General features: G+C 49.7%; 16 protein-coding genes. 9 read left to right on the top strand and 7 right to left on the bottom strand.

The window, feature by feature from the left end:
* Nucleotides 1-75 precede the first annotated feature (75 nt).
* Nucleotides 76-1,353, bottom strand: coding sequence for an insulinase family protein (locus tag IPL32_14640; protein MBK8467056.1), 1,278 nt, complete (start codon nucleotides 1,351-1,353; stop codon nucleotides 76-78).
* A gap of 277 nt (nucleotides 1,354-1,630) precedes the next feature.
* On the opposite strand from IPL32_14640, the gene IPL32_14635 reads away from it, so the two are divergent.
* Together IPL32_14635 and IPL32_14630 are read left to right on the top strand one after the other, a co-directional pair.
* Nucleotides 1,631-1,864, top strand: coding sequence for a hypothetical protein (locus IPL32_14635; GenBank protein ID MBK8467055.1), 234 nt, complete (start codon nucleotides 1,631-1,633; stop codon nucleotides 1,862-1,864).
* Nucleotides 1,861-2,268, top strand: coding sequence for a type II toxin-antitoxin system VapC family toxin (locus IPL32_14630; protein ID MBK8467054.1), 408 nt, complete (start codon nucleotides 1,861-1,863; stop codon nucleotides 2,266-2,268). The genes IPL32_14635 and IPL32_14630 overlap by 4 nt, the downstream gene beginning before the upstream one ends.
* An 82-nt stretch (nucleotides 2,269-2,350) precedes the next feature.
* On the opposite strand, the gene IPL32_14625 is transcribed toward IPL32_14630, so the two are convergent.
* Nucleotides 2,351-2,608, bottom strand: a complete 258-nt coding sequence (locus tag IPL32_14625; GenBank protein ID MBK8467053.1) for a hypothetical protein — start codon at nucleotides 2,606-2,608, stop codon at nucleotides 2,351-2,353.
* A gap of 95 nt (nucleotides 2,609-2,703) precedes the next feature.
* Here IPL32_14625 and IPL32_14620 point away from each other — a divergent pair, with 95 nt between their 5' ends.
* From IPL32_14620 to IPL32_14595, 6 genes are all read left to right on the top strand, one after another.
* Nucleotides 2,704-3,345 carry an SOS response-associated peptidase family protein gene (locus IPL32_14620; GenBank protein MBK8467052.1) on the top strand — a complete coding sequence of 214 codons (642 nt, stop codon included), beginning with the start codon at nucleotides 2,704-2,706 and terminating at the stop codon, nucleotides 3,343-3,345.
* 60 nt (nucleotides 3,346-3,405) lie between these two features.
* On the top strand, nucleotides 3,406-4,029 hold the full coding sequence (locus tag IPL32_14615) for a pyridoxamine 5'-phosphate oxidase family protein (protein ID MBK8467051.1): 624 nt from the start codon (nucleotides 3,406-3,408) through the stop codon (nucleotides 4,027-4,029).
* A gap of 30 nt (nucleotides 4,030-4,059) precedes the next feature.
* Complete coding sequence (locus IPL32_14610; protein MBK8467050.1) at nucleotides 4,060-4,773, top strand: hypothetical protein; 714 nt, start codon at nucleotides 4,060-4,062, stop codon at nucleotides 4,771-4,773.
* 71 nt (nucleotides 4,774-4,844) lie between these two features.
* Complete coding sequence (locus IPL32_14605; protein ID MBK8467049.1) at nucleotides 4,845-5,459, top strand: hypothetical protein; 615 nt, start codon at nucleotides 4,845-4,847, stop codon at nucleotides 5,457-5,459.
* 97 nt (nucleotides 5,460-5,556) lie between these two features.
* Entirely contained in the window at nucleotides 5,557-6,021 is a 465-nt protein-coding gene (locus IPL32_14600; GenBank protein MBK8467048.1) for an NUDIX domain-containing protein, read from the top strand.
* 732 nt (nucleotides 6,022-6,753) lie between these two features.
* Nucleotides 6,754-8,472, top strand: a complete 1,719-nt coding sequence (locus IPL32_14595) for a S41 family peptidase (protein ID MBK8467047.1) — start codon at nucleotides 6,754-6,756, stop codon at nucleotides 8,470-8,472.
* Between the two features lie 11 nt (nucleotides 8,473-8,483).
* On the opposite strand, the gene IPL32_14590 is transcribed toward IPL32_14595, so the two are convergent.
* The 4 genes from IPL32_14590 to IPL32_14575 form a co-directional block, all read right to left on the bottom strand.
* A complete protein-coding gene (locus IPL32_14590) occupies nucleotides 8,484-9,491 on the bottom strand; it encodes a hypothetical protein (protein ID MBK8467046.1) in 1,008 nt (335 codons plus the stop codon).
* A 68-nt stretch (nucleotides 9,492-9,559) separates the two neighbouring features.
* On the bottom strand, nucleotides 9,560-11,815 hold the full coding sequence (locus IPL32_14585) for a VWA domain-containing protein (GenBank protein MBK8467045.1): 2,256 nt from the start codon (nucleotides 11,813-11,815) through the stop codon (nucleotides 9,560-9,562).
* A gap of 104 nt (nucleotides 11,816-11,919) precedes the next feature.
* A complete protein-coding gene (locus IPL32_14580; GenBank protein ID MBK8467044.1) occupies nucleotides 11,920-12,612 on the bottom strand; it encodes a hypothetical protein in 693 nt (230 codons plus the stop codon).
* A 3-nt stretch (nucleotides 12,613-12,615) separates the two neighbouring features.
* Nucleotides 12,616-12,876: a hypothetical protein gene (locus IPL32_14575; GenBank protein ID MBK8467043.1), complete on the bottom strand. Its 261-nt coding sequence runs from the start codon at nucleotides 12,874-12,876 to the stop codon at nucleotides 12,616-12,618.
* Between the two features lie 93 nt (nucleotides 12,877-12,969).
* Between IPL32_14575 and IPL32_14570 the strand changes: the two genes are divergently transcribed.
* On the top strand, nucleotides 12,970-13,941 hold the full coding sequence (locus tag IPL32_14570; GenBank protein MBK8467042.1) for an ATP-binding cassette domain-containing protein: 972 nt from the start codon (nucleotides 12,970-12,972) through the stop codon (nucleotides 13,939-13,941).
* A gap of 693 nt (nucleotides 13,942-14,634) precedes the next feature.
* On the opposite strand, the gene nhaA is transcribed toward IPL32_14570, so the two are convergent.
* On the bottom strand, nucleotides 14,635-15,846 hold the full coding sequence (gene nhaA, locus IPL32_14565; GenBank protein MBK8467041.1) for a Na+/H+ antiporter NhaA: 1,212 nt from the start codon (nucleotides 15,844-15,846) through the stop codon (nucleotides 14,635-14,637).
* Nucleotides 15,847-15,864 lie beyond the last annotated feature (18 nt).

The raw sequence follows: 15,864 nt of genomic DNA, 5'->3' as shown, positions 1-15,864 counted from the left end.
AATCTCTAATATCCAATCAAAACACTAAAAATCTCTTTTTCTCCGCGTCCTCCGTGTTCTCTGTGGTAAAGATTCTTACCCTTTTCCGGCGGGCACAACATCGAGTAACGCGCGATTGTCAGTATTCAAATACACACCGACCGCGTGGCGGATCTGTTCCGCAGTGACAGCGAGTAGTTCATCAAGATCGCTGTTTATCAATGTCGGATCTCCGTCATACAAAGCAAATTCTGCTATTGACTGAGCCCGCGACATCGAAGACTGCCGCATACGAACGGAATCATTTACAAGCTGATTCTCGATCTTTTCCATTTCTTCGGCGGTCGGGCCGTGGTCGGCGAGATCGTGGATCTCATGCATTATCGTTTCGCGGATCTTACTCAGGTCTTTGTCCGGCTTTGGTATTGCTCCGACAAAAATACTCGATGGCCCGCGTCGTTCATCGGTAAAACCAAAAAGCTGAATGACAGATTCTTCGCCCTTGACCAACTTTTGGTAAAGCCGCGAACTCTCGCCGTCGTAAAGGATCTTTCCGGCGAGATAAAGCGCATTGAATTCAGGTGAACGCCTCTTCGGGATTTTCCAGCCGATCAAAAATGCCGGAAACGGCGCCAGATTGTCTTCCCATTCCTTATAGGTCGAGGCGACCTCGGGCGGCTCACTCACATCAAGTTCAGGCGGCAAAGGCTGCGACTGTATATCGCCAAAATAGGTCTCGATCAGATCTTTTGCGGTTTGAATCTCAAACGCTCCGGACAGCGTAAGCACTGCATTATTCGGAGCGTAATAAATACGGAAAAATTCCTGAACATCCTCGACCGTCGCTTCATCCAGATGCTCCATCGATCCGATCGTCGAATGCGAATTGGCAAAATTCTTGTAGATCATCTCGTTGATGAGATCGAATATCTGCCCATAAGGCTGATTGTCGTACCTCAAACGCTTCTCTTCCTTCACCGCCTCGCGTTGGTTATCAAGATTTTCCTGCGTCACCGCCAGCGAACGCATTCGATCCGATTCAAGCCACAAAGCAAGCGGCAGCTGATTCGCCGGAAGCGTCTCAAAATAATTTGTCCGCTCGCTCGAAGTCGTCCCGTTCATCGTCCCGCCGGCCTTCATTATGTGCTGAAAATGCCCAGCCTTCGGCACATTCTCCGACCCCTGGAACATCATATGCTCAAACAAATGAGCAAAGCCTGTACGCCCTTCGCGCTCATTACGCGAACCAACGTTGTAATAGACAGCAACCGACACAACAGGTATCGCATTATCAGCATTTAAAACAACGCGCAATCCATTCGCGAGCGTGTATTCTTCAATTTCAAGCGGTGGCAATTTGAATGTTTCTGACATAATTTTCTGCTATTTTTATCAGAACATTTTGCCCACAAAAATGCAAAAAACAATATCTGTCAGAAAAGGACACTCAATATGCTCAATCGTCCGAAGTACGCTGACGGGCGTGAATAGCCACTCAACTTGAAAAATAACGGCGACTGTCTATCGCAGGAAGAGTTGATAGCGATTGTAAAAATCGTGATAGAATGTCTGTCATGAATATGCGTCCAAGCATGTAGATAATGCCGTGGATATGTTGCCTAGTGGTAATATGTGAGCATTGAGGTACATTATGCAGATCGTCGAAGAACAAATTGTAAATAAAATAAGAACTCTGTCCGACAAAGAGCGTGAAGATGTTTTGCGCTATGTTAACGGTGTGATCAGTAAACAGGATCGACCTAAGAAGTTGGGCGAAAAAATTCAGGAATTAGTGGCCGATGTTCCAGATGAAGTTTGGGAAAAGCTGCCTACAGACGGGGCCGAACAGCATGACCATTATATCTACGGAACGCCGAAAAGATGAATCTGGTATTTGCCGACACTGTATTTTTTGCGGGAATCATCAATCCGCAAGACCAATGGCACGAAGCGGCCGTACTCGCCGAAACTAATCTCCTCAACCCACATTACATAACTACCGAGTCAGTTCTCACAGAAGTCCTCACCTTTTTTTGCGAATACGGACCGCTATTACGCTTGAGGGCGGTTGAGATAGTAGAATTGATTCTCGCCGATCAAAATACCGAAGTCATTCCCATATCTCATGAGATTTTTCTTGAGGGGGTTGATCTTTACAAGAAACGCCCCGACAAAAGCTACAGTCTGACCGATTGTATCTCGATAAACATCTGCCGGAGCCGCGAAATCAAAGACGTTCTGAGCCACGACCGTCATTTCTCACAGGAAGGATTAAACATTCTGATGTAGAACCGAATCAAGAACTTCGTGACCTCTTCGCCGAGCTGGAAAAACAGATCGAGACGCTGAATAACAATCTGGAGGATCTCACCTAGTTCACTTTCTTATTGGCAAGATCAAGCAATGTTTTGATTCTCGGCTGTCCGTCCTTCTCCACGGAGCCCTCAAACCTGCCAATTTGAAGTTCAATGTCCTTGGCGTTGGCTAACTCACGAAGATCGTCGCGCTTAATGGTAAAGTTCACGCTTTGGAAGTAAAGTTGTTTGTTAATAAAAGTTTCAACGGAGCTATCGTTGACGGTGCCCTCGCCGAGGTCTAGTCTTCGCCCATCGCTGTGCGGAAAAGCCATGCTTTTCCATTGCGGCTATTAAGGATCTGCGGCTATGCCGCCGGAGCGGAGGGATCAAACTTTATGCTTTCTGTTTTATCAACTATCCTTACCATATGTGCGGACGAGCTTCACAGGCTGAGATGAAGGCCTATCGACAATTCATCTACGAATGGAATAATCCTGAACTTGCTGTGCCGCGGCGAAATCTTCGTCCGACAGAGCCTGCGTATATTGTTGCCCGGCGTGGTGACGGGCTTGTAAAGACGCTTGAGGCACGTTGGTGGTGTCAGTGGGACGGATCGAAGCAGTTTGAAGCAAAGTTCCCGACATTCAACGCCCGCGTCGAGACGATGCACGAGAAAAAGCTCTGGCCCGATCTTCTTCGCAAAGGCCAACGCTGCATCTTTCCGATAGACAGCTTTTACGAGTGGCCGATAAAAGGCAAAGGCCTGCCGCCGGTCGAAATATTTGTCGCCGGCCGCACGCCCTACGCCCTCGCCGGACTCTGGAGCCGCTACTTCGAAGGCGATCAAACGCGATACTCGTTCACCACATTCACCACCGAGCCGAACGAGTTCATGAAACCGATCCACGAAAAAGCGATGCCCGTCATCTTGGGCAGCATAGAAGAACAAAAACTCTGGCTCCTCGAAGGCGACGAAGCCCTGCTCCGTCCATTCAAAGGCGAGATGGAATTCGACCAACTCCCCGACACACTCGAACATCTTTATCCCGATGAGAATACGAAGTATTAGCCTCTTGCCTACCCAAACGGTTAGTGCTACATTTCCCTGCATATCTATTGAGGAGTTGAGGTGTCAAATAAATTCCACGAACTGACATTTACCCCAGCTGTTAAGGCGGCGCAGGAGCATTACGGTACCCGCAAAGCATACGCTAGATTTGAAGGTGGCGAGTCGGATTTTCATGGCCTGTCGGACGCCGAGATCGATTTCATTGATCAGCGTGACGGCTTTTATATGGCAACGGTGGGTGAGAACGGCCAGCCGTACATCCAGTTTCGCGGCGGTCCAAAAGGCTTTCTAAAAGTGCTCGACGAACAAACTCTCGGTTTCGCGGATTTTCGCGGCAACCTGCAATATATAAGCGTCGGAAATCTCGCCGGCAACGACAAAGCGGCACTTTTCCTGATGGATTACCCCGGACAGAGGCGTCTAAAGGTCCTCGTCAGGGTCGAGGTGAAAGACGCGGCAGATGTTCCCGAAATCATCGGACAGCTAACGATGCCCGGCTACAAGGCAAAGATAGAGCGTGCCATGATATTGCACGTCGAGGCTTTCGACTGGAATTGCCCACAGCACATCACGCCGCGATACACGATGGACGAGATACGCTCAATGACCGCACCGCTCCACGAACATATCGAAAAATTGGAAAGAGAGATCGAAAAACTCAAAACGAACAAACCCGACGGCTAAACAAAGGCGGCGAAGCCCTGCGCCGTCCATATGAAGGCAAAATGGAATTCGACCAACTCCCCGACACACTCGAACACCTTTATCCCGTGGAAAATATTAAGAAATAGAATGGCCATCGACCTAAATACCTTTGAGAAACTCGGAAAGAAGTACGGAGACGTTGGCAGTTGGGCGATCTGGAATCCTTCAAACGCAAAAGATACCGGAATAATTGCCGAGAATATGCTCACTCTGAAGCCTTCAATCGTAATGGGTGGCCTCAATATCTCGGCTTTTCGCTCCGAGACATGGTCAAACTTTAGAGGCGGCAAAAACGACCGAAAACTCATATACGCCTTCAATGATAGCCCGTATCGTGGCGCCTATATGACCGACCTAATAAAGGGTGAGATCGAACCCAAATCTTACAAGTTAATTCAGATGCTTCGTAGCGATCCAGTCAAGACTCGAAAGCATATAGAAGTATTTCGAGACGAAATGTCGGATATAGGTGCCGATTCCCAATCACTTTTTATTCTTTTCGGCGGGTATGTATCAAACCTTTTTGCGGAACACTTAGGACAAAATTTCGCCAACAGTGTGTCGGTTCCGCATTATGCTCGACATGGTACAGATTTAGATTGGTTAGAAGATACGTGGAAGATCCTTGAAGATTATTCGAGAGAATCAAATCCAGCCTTCAAAACAAAAATATCTAACCGGAACCATTCCATGCGCGATGTGGCGGATAGGCTACGACGATAAGACGGAATTTGACCAACTCTCCTCCTTTTTCGAACACTTTTATCCTGACGAGAATCGGAAGTATCAAATCTATGGAAGATCTGGATTATAAGCTGCTAGCAACTAACGGAAAGTGGACAAAAGAATTTCTCTACTTTGTGCAGGTTGCTCAGGGTGATATTTATTACGGATTAATTGGCAATCATGGTGCGGAAGGAAAGACTTCGAGGCACAAAAGCGGAATATCGCATATTAAATACAAGGACTCGATGACCAAACTTGGAAAAGGTCGACGCCTAACTGATTATGAAGGCTTACATCAATTATTTGCGATGAGTATTGGACGTCAAGTTTTTTCGAGTCCGCCGTTCGGAAAACCGGCAAAAGAAAAATGCATTAAGGGAAGCGTTACAATCGACGTTCGCCGATACAAACAGCGAGTTGGGATAATGGCCTTTCTTCTTGAACCTGCAAAAGCTATGCACCTTGACAAACTTCCAGATCAACTTAAGAATGTTCAATTCACTATCATGACGCAGACAAAGCCATGGTTTGTTCTTGCAATTTATGATGCGGGAACTGCAGTTTTAAAGGCGACAGAATCTACAATGTTGCCTTGGGAAAAGACGCTACTAAAGGTGGAGATTCCATCCTCTGAAAAGGGCGGAAAGCTGATTCTGATTGATGGGCCAAGTGTCGAGAATTAATTTCACGCGTTTTTTGCCTAAGATGTGTGAATACAAAAAACAAAGAAGGATTACCTCCCGAAAGGTTGCGGTTTAGCAAAGCGATTTCGAATATTAAATGGCAAAGCAAAGTGCAGGCATATTGATGTACCGCGTCGACAAGGAATCTCTCGAAGTACTGATCGTTCATCCGGGTGGGCCGTTCAATAGTTCGAAGGATGAAGGCGCGTGGTCGATACCGAAAGGCGAGTTCGAGGTCGGCGAGGAAACGCTAACGACGGCGATCCGCGAGTTTGAAGAGGAACTCGGCTCAAAACCGCCCGCAAGCGAATTTATTCGGCTAAAGCCGGTCACACAAAAGGCGGGAAAGGTAGTTCACGCGTTTGCAGTCGAAGGCGACCTCGACACCGAGAACGTTAAGTCCAATACCTTTGAGATGGAATGGCCTCCGAGATCCGGCAAGATGCAGGAGTTTCCCGAGGTCGACCGTGCCGAGTGGTTCGATATTCCGACCGCTCGCCGTAAGCTCAATCCGTCCCAGATCGCCCTCCTTGACGAACTTGTTGAAAAGGTCGGTAGTTGATCATGCCGCGATCGAGACCCGGAAAGTTAGGTCAAATCGAGAAAGCCAGCCTTCCCAAAGATGCAACATTGTGCTATGTTGAGGCGTACATCGTTGTAATAATAGCGATTTTGCTCTTTGAAAACGAAATGTGAAGAGAGATTAGCCACAGAGAGCACCGAGAACCCAGAGAAATAGATCATATTTTTCTCAGTCAGCTCTGTGTTCTCGGTGGCGATATTTCCTATGAAAAAACTCGTGGGACAGTGGGACACTCGGCACAAAAAAAATGCTTGTCCGGACGATGATTGCTTTTCGAGAAATCAAGAAAACCCGTAACCGCCTTATTTGCAGTGTTTAACATTTGCCTTAAGACAATGTCGTTTTTTTTGTAAAATTTACCGGACAAGGCAGTTTTTCGGCTGTAAACCATTGTGAAACAACCACTTACGCTGTCCGGTGGGGTCGCCGGACAAACTCCGGACAGCCGGACAAAAAGAACGGTGGGACAGTTGGACACCCAGGGCACTTACAAACAGATCCTGTTTTTTCTCAGTAGTCTCTGTGTGCTCTGTAGCAAATAGACGAAATTATTTGGAAATCAACCCTGTTTCGGTATATAACATAGTCAAACAAAACTGTGATCGGCGGTGATAAGGGTGCCGCCAATGCTGCCGATCTTTTTCTTTTTTGGTGCCGGTCGATGGCAGTTTGTGACTTGCATTTTCGGATAGCTGTTTCCTGACCTAACTTATGAACCGCCTTCGCCGAACCGCATTTGTCTTCTTTCTCGTCTCAACTGCTGTCGGCAGATCGTTCGCCCAACTAAGCGCTCCGTTAAATCCCGGTGTCGATCCATTCAGCATTAAAAGCGGCAGCACGTTTTCTGCGTCCGGCGGCTCAGGAACGACAAGGAATGCGTCTGTCGGAACCGTTTCAAGGCCATCCAAGATAGCTGCGGACATCCGCGAGGCTGCGGAGATAATCAACCGCAATTTCGCCGGCCAGACGATATCCAATCCCGCGATAACCAAGAATGCTGTCAGCGGCATGCTTAGGTCTTTGGACCCGCACTCAAATTTTTACGACACTGTAGAATGGAAAGATCTGCTCGACGAACAGCGCAGCGGCTACACAGGCATCGGAGCATCGATCTCCAATTTTGACCGTGCAAGCATTACGGATACGTACATACTTTCAACTTTTCCCGATTCGCCCGCAGCAAAGGTCCACCTTCGTTTTGGCGACCGTATCGTTGCCATAAACGGCGAGAAAATGACGGGAAAGATATCGGACGAGGTCCGTGACAAGATTCGGGGTGAAACCGGAACGATCCTTCGCCTCACAATTGAACGGGCAGTATCAAATCGCATTGAGACCGTTGAAATTCGCCGTAACCGCGTGCCACAACCATCAATTCCTGACGCATATATTCTGCGGCCAGGCATTGGCTATATAGATCTCTCAGAAGGTTTTAACTACACAACTGCCGATGAGTTTGACGCCGCGATACAGGAGCTTAAAGGCCTCGGAATGAAGTCGCTGGTCCTCGACCTTCGCGGCAACGGCGGTGGTATCGTCGATCAGGCCGTTAAGGTCGCTGAGAGATTTTTGCCTGCGGGAACTTTGATACTGACTCAGCGTGGTCGCTCACGGATCGATAATCGCGTTTGGAAATCTACAAACGTCTCTCCCGATACGATGCCGCTTGTCGTGCTGGTAAATGAAGATACGGCGTCGGCATCTGAGATAGTTGCCGGTGCGTTTCAGGACGACGATCGTGCGATGATCGTCGGTGAAAAGACTTTTGGCAAAGGGCTGGTTCAAAGCGTACTTAACCTGCCGGGCCGCACCGGACTAACGCTGACAACTGCTCGTTATTTGACCCCTTCTGGCCGATCGATCCAACGGGATTATACAAATCTGGATATTTACGATTATTTCAATCACAAAACTCCTGCTTCGTCGAGCGTCAAACCTTACTTCGAGGCCCGTACCATCACCGACAGAAAGGTAATCGGCGGTGACGGCATTCAGCCCGACGAAGCCGTTAAGTCTGATACGCTCAATGCGACGCGTGCCGCGCTGATCGATCCGCTTTTCTTTTTTGCGAGAGAAACTGTGAACGGAAGAGTAAGCGGAGCAGAAAGCTATCGTATCGCAGGGTTCTCATTCGGAAGTCGAATAGATGCTGGGGAATTTCTCGTGTCTGATGATTTACTTGCCGCGTTTAGTGAATTTGTAAAAAAGAACTCACCCGGCAAATTCTCTCAAGAAGCACTAATAAGAGAAGCCGCATTTATAAAGCTGCGGCTTCGTTACAATATCGCGATGTCCGCCTATGGCTCGATCTCGGCAAATCAGGTGTTGACAGAAGACGATCCGCAGGTCGCGAAGGCCGTTGAGACTTTGCCGCGTGCCGCTCAACTTGCACAACTAGCAGCAAAGGCCCGACAAAAATTGGCACGTTAGATCTACAAGTTTTATTTTTTGTAACGAAGTATTACGCCTTTCGCACCGACGGCCCAACCGAATTTCTTGTCCATAAAGAGCCCGTAGAGGTGTTCGCGAGTGTTGCTTTCCTGCCGGATCCAGGTTTTGCCTTTATCATTTGAACGAAGGACGTCGCCCTTGTAACCAACGACCCAACCGTTCTTGTCGTCTGCGAAATCCACACGCATAAAAGTCTCTTTAAAGTTTGTGTCGACTTTTTCCCAAGTCGCACCGCCGTTAGACGTGCGAAGGATCGTTCCGGTTTTTCCGACAACATAGCCGTCCTTGTCGTCCCGAAAATCAACATTGTAAAGAGGCAGCGAGGTTCCCGACGTCTGTTTTGCCCAGGTTGTTCCACTGTCCGTAGTGGCAAGGATAACGCCGCCGTCACCGACGATCCACCCGCGCGAATTTCCGCTAAAATCTAAATGAAACAACTCGGTTTTAGTCGGAACTTTAATTCGCTGCCATGAATCGCCACCGTCCTCTGTTCTCATCAGCAGCGAATCAACGACAATGTCATCACCGCCGCTGTGACGCAAAACTGAACCGATAGCATAGCCGCGTTTTTTATCAGAGAAGCGAATGCTCAAAAATTCGGGTGTTCCCGAACCAAATTCGCCGGTGCGATAAATACGTGTTTCCTGCCAAGTCTTGCCTGCATCGCGAGTGATGAACATCTTGCGGCCCGCGACGAGATAACCATTGTCATCGTTTCGGAAGTAGATCTCATTAATATCTTCGGTGGTGTTCAGGGGATATTTCGTCCACGTCTGACCGCCATCGGTCGTCGAAGCCAGATATCCGTTGTCCCCTGCGACCCAACCTTTGTCGGAAGAGGTGAAAAACACGGCAACAAGGTCTCCGCGGAGATTTGTAGTTTGCGTTATCCAACCCGTTTGAGCACTATAGCTAACAGCACAAATCGAGATAAAAAGGAAAGTTAATGCGATGATCCTCAATGTAATTCCTCCGACGAAAAGGTGATCTTTGACCATAGAATAATCGTTCTCAAGTCAAAAATCACCTTATCGGATGCATTTCCCCGCGTTAGAGTTTTCTAAAACTATGACTTCGTGATCCTATAAACTTTACCTTTCCAAACCACCACGACCTGCTCGCCGAGAGCAAAATACGGGGCGAGGCCACGTTCTTTTTGAAGCAGCTTGAAATAATCATCGCTGGCAAATTTAATGCTGACCTCTGTCAATTGAGCCGTATCCGAAAAGTCGGAATCGATCCAAACATTATCCTGACTGATAAAGTTTTTATTCGCTACGAACTGATTCTGCGACGTGTTTCGAATAATTATCTGTCCGTCTTTATCATCAGTATCACCAACAGCAACAATTTGTGTATTCTGCTGCATGGTGTTTTGCTGAGCGCTCAATCGAACAGCTCCGGCCCCACTCTTTTCTCTCATGGCCTTCGCCGCTGGTGCTCTTCTTGAAAAATCATCGACATCGGAGCTGCGTACGTTGGCCATCGAGCCGTCAGTCGCTAGATAAGATGTATACGGTGTCACCAAGCCGTAACGCGTTCCGAGTTCGACAACTTCATCTCGGGTCTCTTTTGTCTCGCCGTTGCTGCGTATCTGTTCGAGAAGCCATCCGACACGACGGCTTGCCCACAGACGCGGCAGGAAATCATTCTTGTCGGAACGCAATGGAAAATCGAGATCTGTATAGCTGAATGAGCGGGACTCTTTACCGGATTTGCCGGTCAGCCTTAGCGTGATGTCCTTAAGATCATTCGTATTTTTATACCGCCCGATGATAGTCATCTGCATGCCACGGAAAAGATCCGTTAGTTTTCTCGGATATGTGTATTCGGTCAAGACTGCTCCCCAGTCGAGATCAACATCCGAAAGCACCGGTGAACTTACACGCTGAAAGAAGTTAGACATTTTGAGTTCGAGGTCTTCTTTCGGCTGCACATAATCGGAAATGCCGTCGTTTTCCGAACCGAGACGGTCGAGCAAAGTCGTATTAACGTCGTAACCAAAGCCAAATGGAAAAACACGGACATCGACATTTTTAGCATTCTTAAAGTTTGCAATTATACGATCGACATTTGACTCACCGACGGTAGGCAAACCATCAGTCATAAATACCAGCATCTTGGGCCGGTCGCCTTTTTCAAATTGCTTCAACGAGGCAATGAGCGAATCGTTGATGTTTGTGCTGCCGGTCGGTTGAAGTTTGTTAATGAATTCCTCACCGCGCCGCTTTCCTTCTGCGTTGGCAGCTATTAGTCCCCTCTCCATCAAATGCTCTTCGCCGGCAAAGTTGATGATGTTAAACCTGTCGCCTTCGCGCAATGTCTTTACGCCGAACATCAATGCCTTGCGAGCTTTTTCGATCTTGCCTGCTTCGGCCATCGAACCCGAAGTATCCAACACAAAAACGATATCCTTGTTCACCAATTCCCTCTCAGAAACATCGTCCCTGGGCGAAAGCATCAACAGAAAATAACCGTCCTTGCCCGGTTCGCGATATGTGACGAGGGACATTCCAAAATCGTTGTTCGACAGTCCATAAAATAGTTGAAAGTCTGTGTCGTTGTTTTTTGTCTCGAATGAAACGCGGGCAGACGTCTCGCCCTTCATCTTAGTGTCGATCTGGTGCGTCGGGGAATAGATATTTCTCAACGCCTCTCGACCAACGATCTCGACCGTGCCTGAGATCGTGCCGAATTGCTGTCTCGGGCCCGGTTGCATACTAGAGTTGAATTCACGATGTGGGTGCGTTGGCCTCGCCCACAAATTGCGGCCTGTGCCGAGCGGATAGCGATATGCAACTGTGCCTGATTCGGCTTTTAGAACCTCAGTGTATGTAAGCTCAAGCTTCTTGTCTGAGTTTGGCGGTATAGGAAATATTGAGGCCTGAAAAAGGTCCTTGCCTGCGTATTCGAGCAATCCTGGATCCTTCTGCCGACGGACGATCTCGTCGTATATTCGCCGTGCCTCTTCCTTTGAGCGAACCTCGCCTACCAGCTTCTTACCATTTTCCCAGATCGCAAATTGCACGATCGAGGCGGTCTCAGGTATCGGGAAAAAGTACGTTCCTTCGAGCGTGAACTGTGTATCGTTGCGAAAGACCTGTTCGACATGGGTCGTTGCAACCTGGCCGTCGATCTTTGTATTGATCTGGATGGATTTGACCGGCAGTGCGTTTGGCAGAGGCTGCGGCATCGGCCTTGGATTACATGGCCTGGCAACGCAAACTATCGGAACGATCACGCCCTGCGCGGACGCGGAAATCGAAAAAGTGAATGCGGAAAATACAACGCCAAAAAATACGGCAACGGCTTTGAAGTGCATGAGTTTCTCCCTTAAAAGTTATTTGCGTTTTTATTACTAACGCTTGTTTGACGTTTAAAGGAACGCGGCAGGTTGCTTTGGCTTGCAGATTTTCTGTAGAAGCCTTAATTTTCTGGCCGCTCTTCGCTTTTCTCAGCATCACTATCTTGCTGTAGTGAATCGTCGATGTCCTTCTCAGCTTTCGCGCGGAGTTTCTCGACCATTTGTTCGGCTCGCAAAAGGCTGCCTTCCAGATTTGTCCGAGTCGTCTGAACTTGAGCGAGTAATGACTGGATATTTGCCCTTTCGGCGGTCAGGCTCTTTCGGCGGTTTTCGCGAATCTCTTCCGGTTTCATCGAGCCGCCTACCTGCAAGGCTCGCTCGATGATCTCCGGCCTGATGTCGTACTCGATCTGATCGAGACGCGCTCTGAGGGTGTTCTCTTTTTCGATCATTTCAAAAAGCTGCTTTCGTAATGAATCCGCTCGCTGTTCGGCGCGGGTAAGAATATCGAGGTTCATTAGGACGCGCTTTTGGTTATCGTCGTAATCGTTCTTTTTTCCCGACTCCAGCTTTTTCAGCCGTTCGTTGAGGTCTCTAATTCGCTCGGCATTTGTCGCGGCGGGCTTAGCGGAAGTTTTGGGCAGAGTTGTCGGCTCAACGTAATCGCCGGACTGGCTGATTATCTCGGCGCCTGTTACGACGGGCGGCGTGGCAAGCGGCCTGGCTTTACTGCGGCCATTTTGCGCCATCAATGAAGTAGCGGCGGTGCCAACTATCAAACTTAAAACAACAACCTTACAACTGATGTATCTCATATCTCACTTTTCCTTCTTCTTATCCGGGATAAAGTCGCCGCGGACAAGTTCGACTGCATTTTTTGCCAACCCGACGAACGGTATCGCGTCGATGCCGGAATTCAACAGGCCTTTTACGACGCCTTTTCTTTTAATGTCGCTTCCGACCAGAGCTATTGCGACGGCCGTGCCGCCAAACGGGATGGTCTTTGCCACGCGTTTTGCGACTTGCCAGCCGCCGGCGTGAATGATCTTACGTTTGATCTCGGATTTTTTGTCGGTCATCTTGCTTTTATTATACTTGCTTTAATTCGATGACAACAGCATACTTTTCTTTGCACGAAATCCTCCCGCCAAAGTTTCATTATCGATCAACGGATGTCGCTTGAGATCGCAAAATTATCAAGAAGCCACGGGGACAATTGGGTCCTGCGGGATATCGACCTGACTTTTGGTGAAGGCCGCGTGTTTGGCATCTGCGGCGGAACGGCGTCGGGCAAATCGACGCTGCTGCGTGTGCTGGCCGGCCAACTCAGGCCGGATGGCGGCTCGGTAAAGCTCGACGGCGACGACATTACGAGCACGTCCGCAAAGATGCGCGACGTTTCGCTCTATACCGCCGAAGGGCCGAAAGGGATTCTTGAAGCTCTCGGCATTGTCCCGCACAAAGAATCGACCGGCGAGCGGCAGATCAAGGCATTTGACGAAGCGATCGCGAACGCGGGCAAAGTTCTTCTCCTCGACGAGCCTTTCAATCAGGTCGATGAATATCGCCGCCAAGAGTGTATTGAAAAGATCCGACGCGCGGCGCGTGCGCGTAACCGGATAATCATATTTGCGTCGAGCGATTTCGCGTTGATCGCGGCGGTTGCGGACGATGCGGCGATACTTGCGGACGGCAGCATTACGCAGACCGGCACGCCGCAGGAGCTTTACGAATTTCCCGAATTGATAAACACCGCCCGCATCACCGGCGACAACAATCTCTTTGAAGTCCGGCGGCTCACGTCAACGAATGCCGAGCTGCCCGAGTTCCTCACCATCGACGGCGGGCACAAAGTCTTCGCGCACATCAACGAAAAGAGCCGCCTTCCGGCGATCAACCGCAACGTGATGCTCTCGATCCGTCCCGAGCAGATATCGATGTCGATCGGCAAATCGTTTCCCGAAGACAATCTCGTGCGCGGCGTCGTCACGGCGATAAAGTTTCGCGGCGCGACAACGCTGGTCGAATTCGACGCAGCCGGCCTCAAGCTAAAAGCACGCGTCTTCCGCACCGTCGGCCTCAACATCGGCGACGAATGCATGCTCGGCCTGCCGCCGCACCGCATCATCATCCTCAAAGACTAAAAATGGCTGCGTGATCGAAATCACGCAGCCCCGTTCCTGGCGTCTCGGTTCTCGGTGGTTCCGACACCCACGAGAACGCGACTATTGTTTCCGTCAGGAACGCCAAGATGGTAGCACCGCCCAAAACGGAAATCAAATATGTGTTCCTACGGGTTGACCGTGACAACGACTTGCTGAGACGGTTGGCCGTAGTTGGCGTTGCTCTTTTCAGTTACACCATAACGCGAAGCTGAATTGGATTATCGTCGGCGGGTGGGCCGGGATTGTAGGTACTGGACAGTCGCCAGTAAGCGTTGGCGACCTTTCAACAAACGCTGGACACTCGCCAACAGACGCTGGGCAAGCGCCAGCAAACGCTGGGAACTCGCCAACAAACGCTGGGGGCTCGCCAACATCCGCTGGAGACTAGCCAACATCCGCTGGCAAGCCGCCAAAGGACGCTGGGCGATTGTTAAACTTTACTAATAGCCAGTATTTATAAGGCTTTGGTGAGAATTTGGTGTTTTCAAGGCGGCTTCAGCCGTCTTCCCGCTTCCTACGCCCGTCGCCGAGCGGTGAAGCTATGCTTCACCGTGAGCCACAATATCCCATTGCGGCTACGCCGCCGTTCAGTTTAGCGGGCAACGGCTAACGATCATTATCGAGCTTAGAATTATCGTCAGCCGGCCGATGGCAGCTATTGCGTACATTTTTCTAAGCCTCGGTCATATCGAAATCCATAGAATCCATATCGACGTCCGATTCTTCGGGCTTGCCGAGGAGTTTGAGCCATAGAAAGCCGACGGTCCCGGCTGTGAGCGAGGCGGCGAGGATCGCCATCTTTGAGGCGTTGATGACGGCGGCGTTGCCGGTGAAGGCGAGATTGGTGATAAAGATCGACATAGTGAAGCCGATGCCTCCGAGCAGGCCGGCGCCGAAGATGTGTTTCCAGTTGAGGTCAAGCGGCAGCCGGCAAATGCCCGCCGCGACCGCGATAAAACTCAAAAGCGTGATGCCAATGGGTTTGCCTGCAATCAAGCCGAACATAATGCCCGAACTATTCGATGCGGCAAGCGACTGATACCAGTCGGCGCCGATGATTATCCCTGTATTTGCCAGCGCAAAGATCGGCAGAATGATAAACGCGACCGGCATGTGCAGGAAATGTTCAAGTTTGTGCGACGGCGATGCTTCGTCGTCCTCCTTCGCCGAGAACGGAATGGTAAACGCCAGCAAAACTCCCGCGATCGTCGCATGAACGCCCGACTTTAACATCAGGAACCACATCAAAACGCCCCCGATAAGATAAGGCGTCAACCGCATTACATGAAAATAACGTCGCATGGCCAGAAGGATCACAAAAACTGCCAGCGAACCGCACAGATAAAGCATCGACAGTTTTGCGGTGTAGAAGATCGCGATCACAATTATCGCGAAAAGATCGTCGATGACGGCAAGCGCGGTCAAGAAAACCTTGAGCGACGCCGGAACGCGGCTGCCCAGAATCGCCAAAACGCCCAGCGCGAACGCAATGTCCGTCGCCATCGGTATGCCAATGCCCGCCTGCGTTTCCGTTCCGCGGTTTAATCCAAAATGTATCAGCGCAGGCACAGCGACGCCGCCCAAAGCTGCAACGATCGGCAGCAGCGCGTTCTTAAAATTGGAGAGTTCGCCGTTGTAAAGCTCGCGCTCGAGTTCGAGGCCGATCAGCAAAAAGAAGATGGCCATCAGCCCGTCGTTTATCCAATGCTCCACGCTCAATCCGCCAACGTACGACTGCCAGAAGCCCAGATAATTCGTTCCGATCACCGAATTTATAAGTAAAAGCGAAACGACCGTGCAAACGATCAGCAAGATCCCGCTCGATTTTTCCGAGTGAAAGAAGGCTTGAAACGACCTCGACAGCTTTCTCTGGACAACGCTCATATGTAACTGTATCGCTCA

This window comes from Chloracidobacterium sp., from assembly GCA_016711345.1.
GTDB lineage: Bacteria > Acidobacteriota > Blastocatellia > Pyrinomonadales > Pyrinomonadaceae > OLB17.
This window is presented reverse-complemented; position numbering and strand designations above follow the sequence as displayed.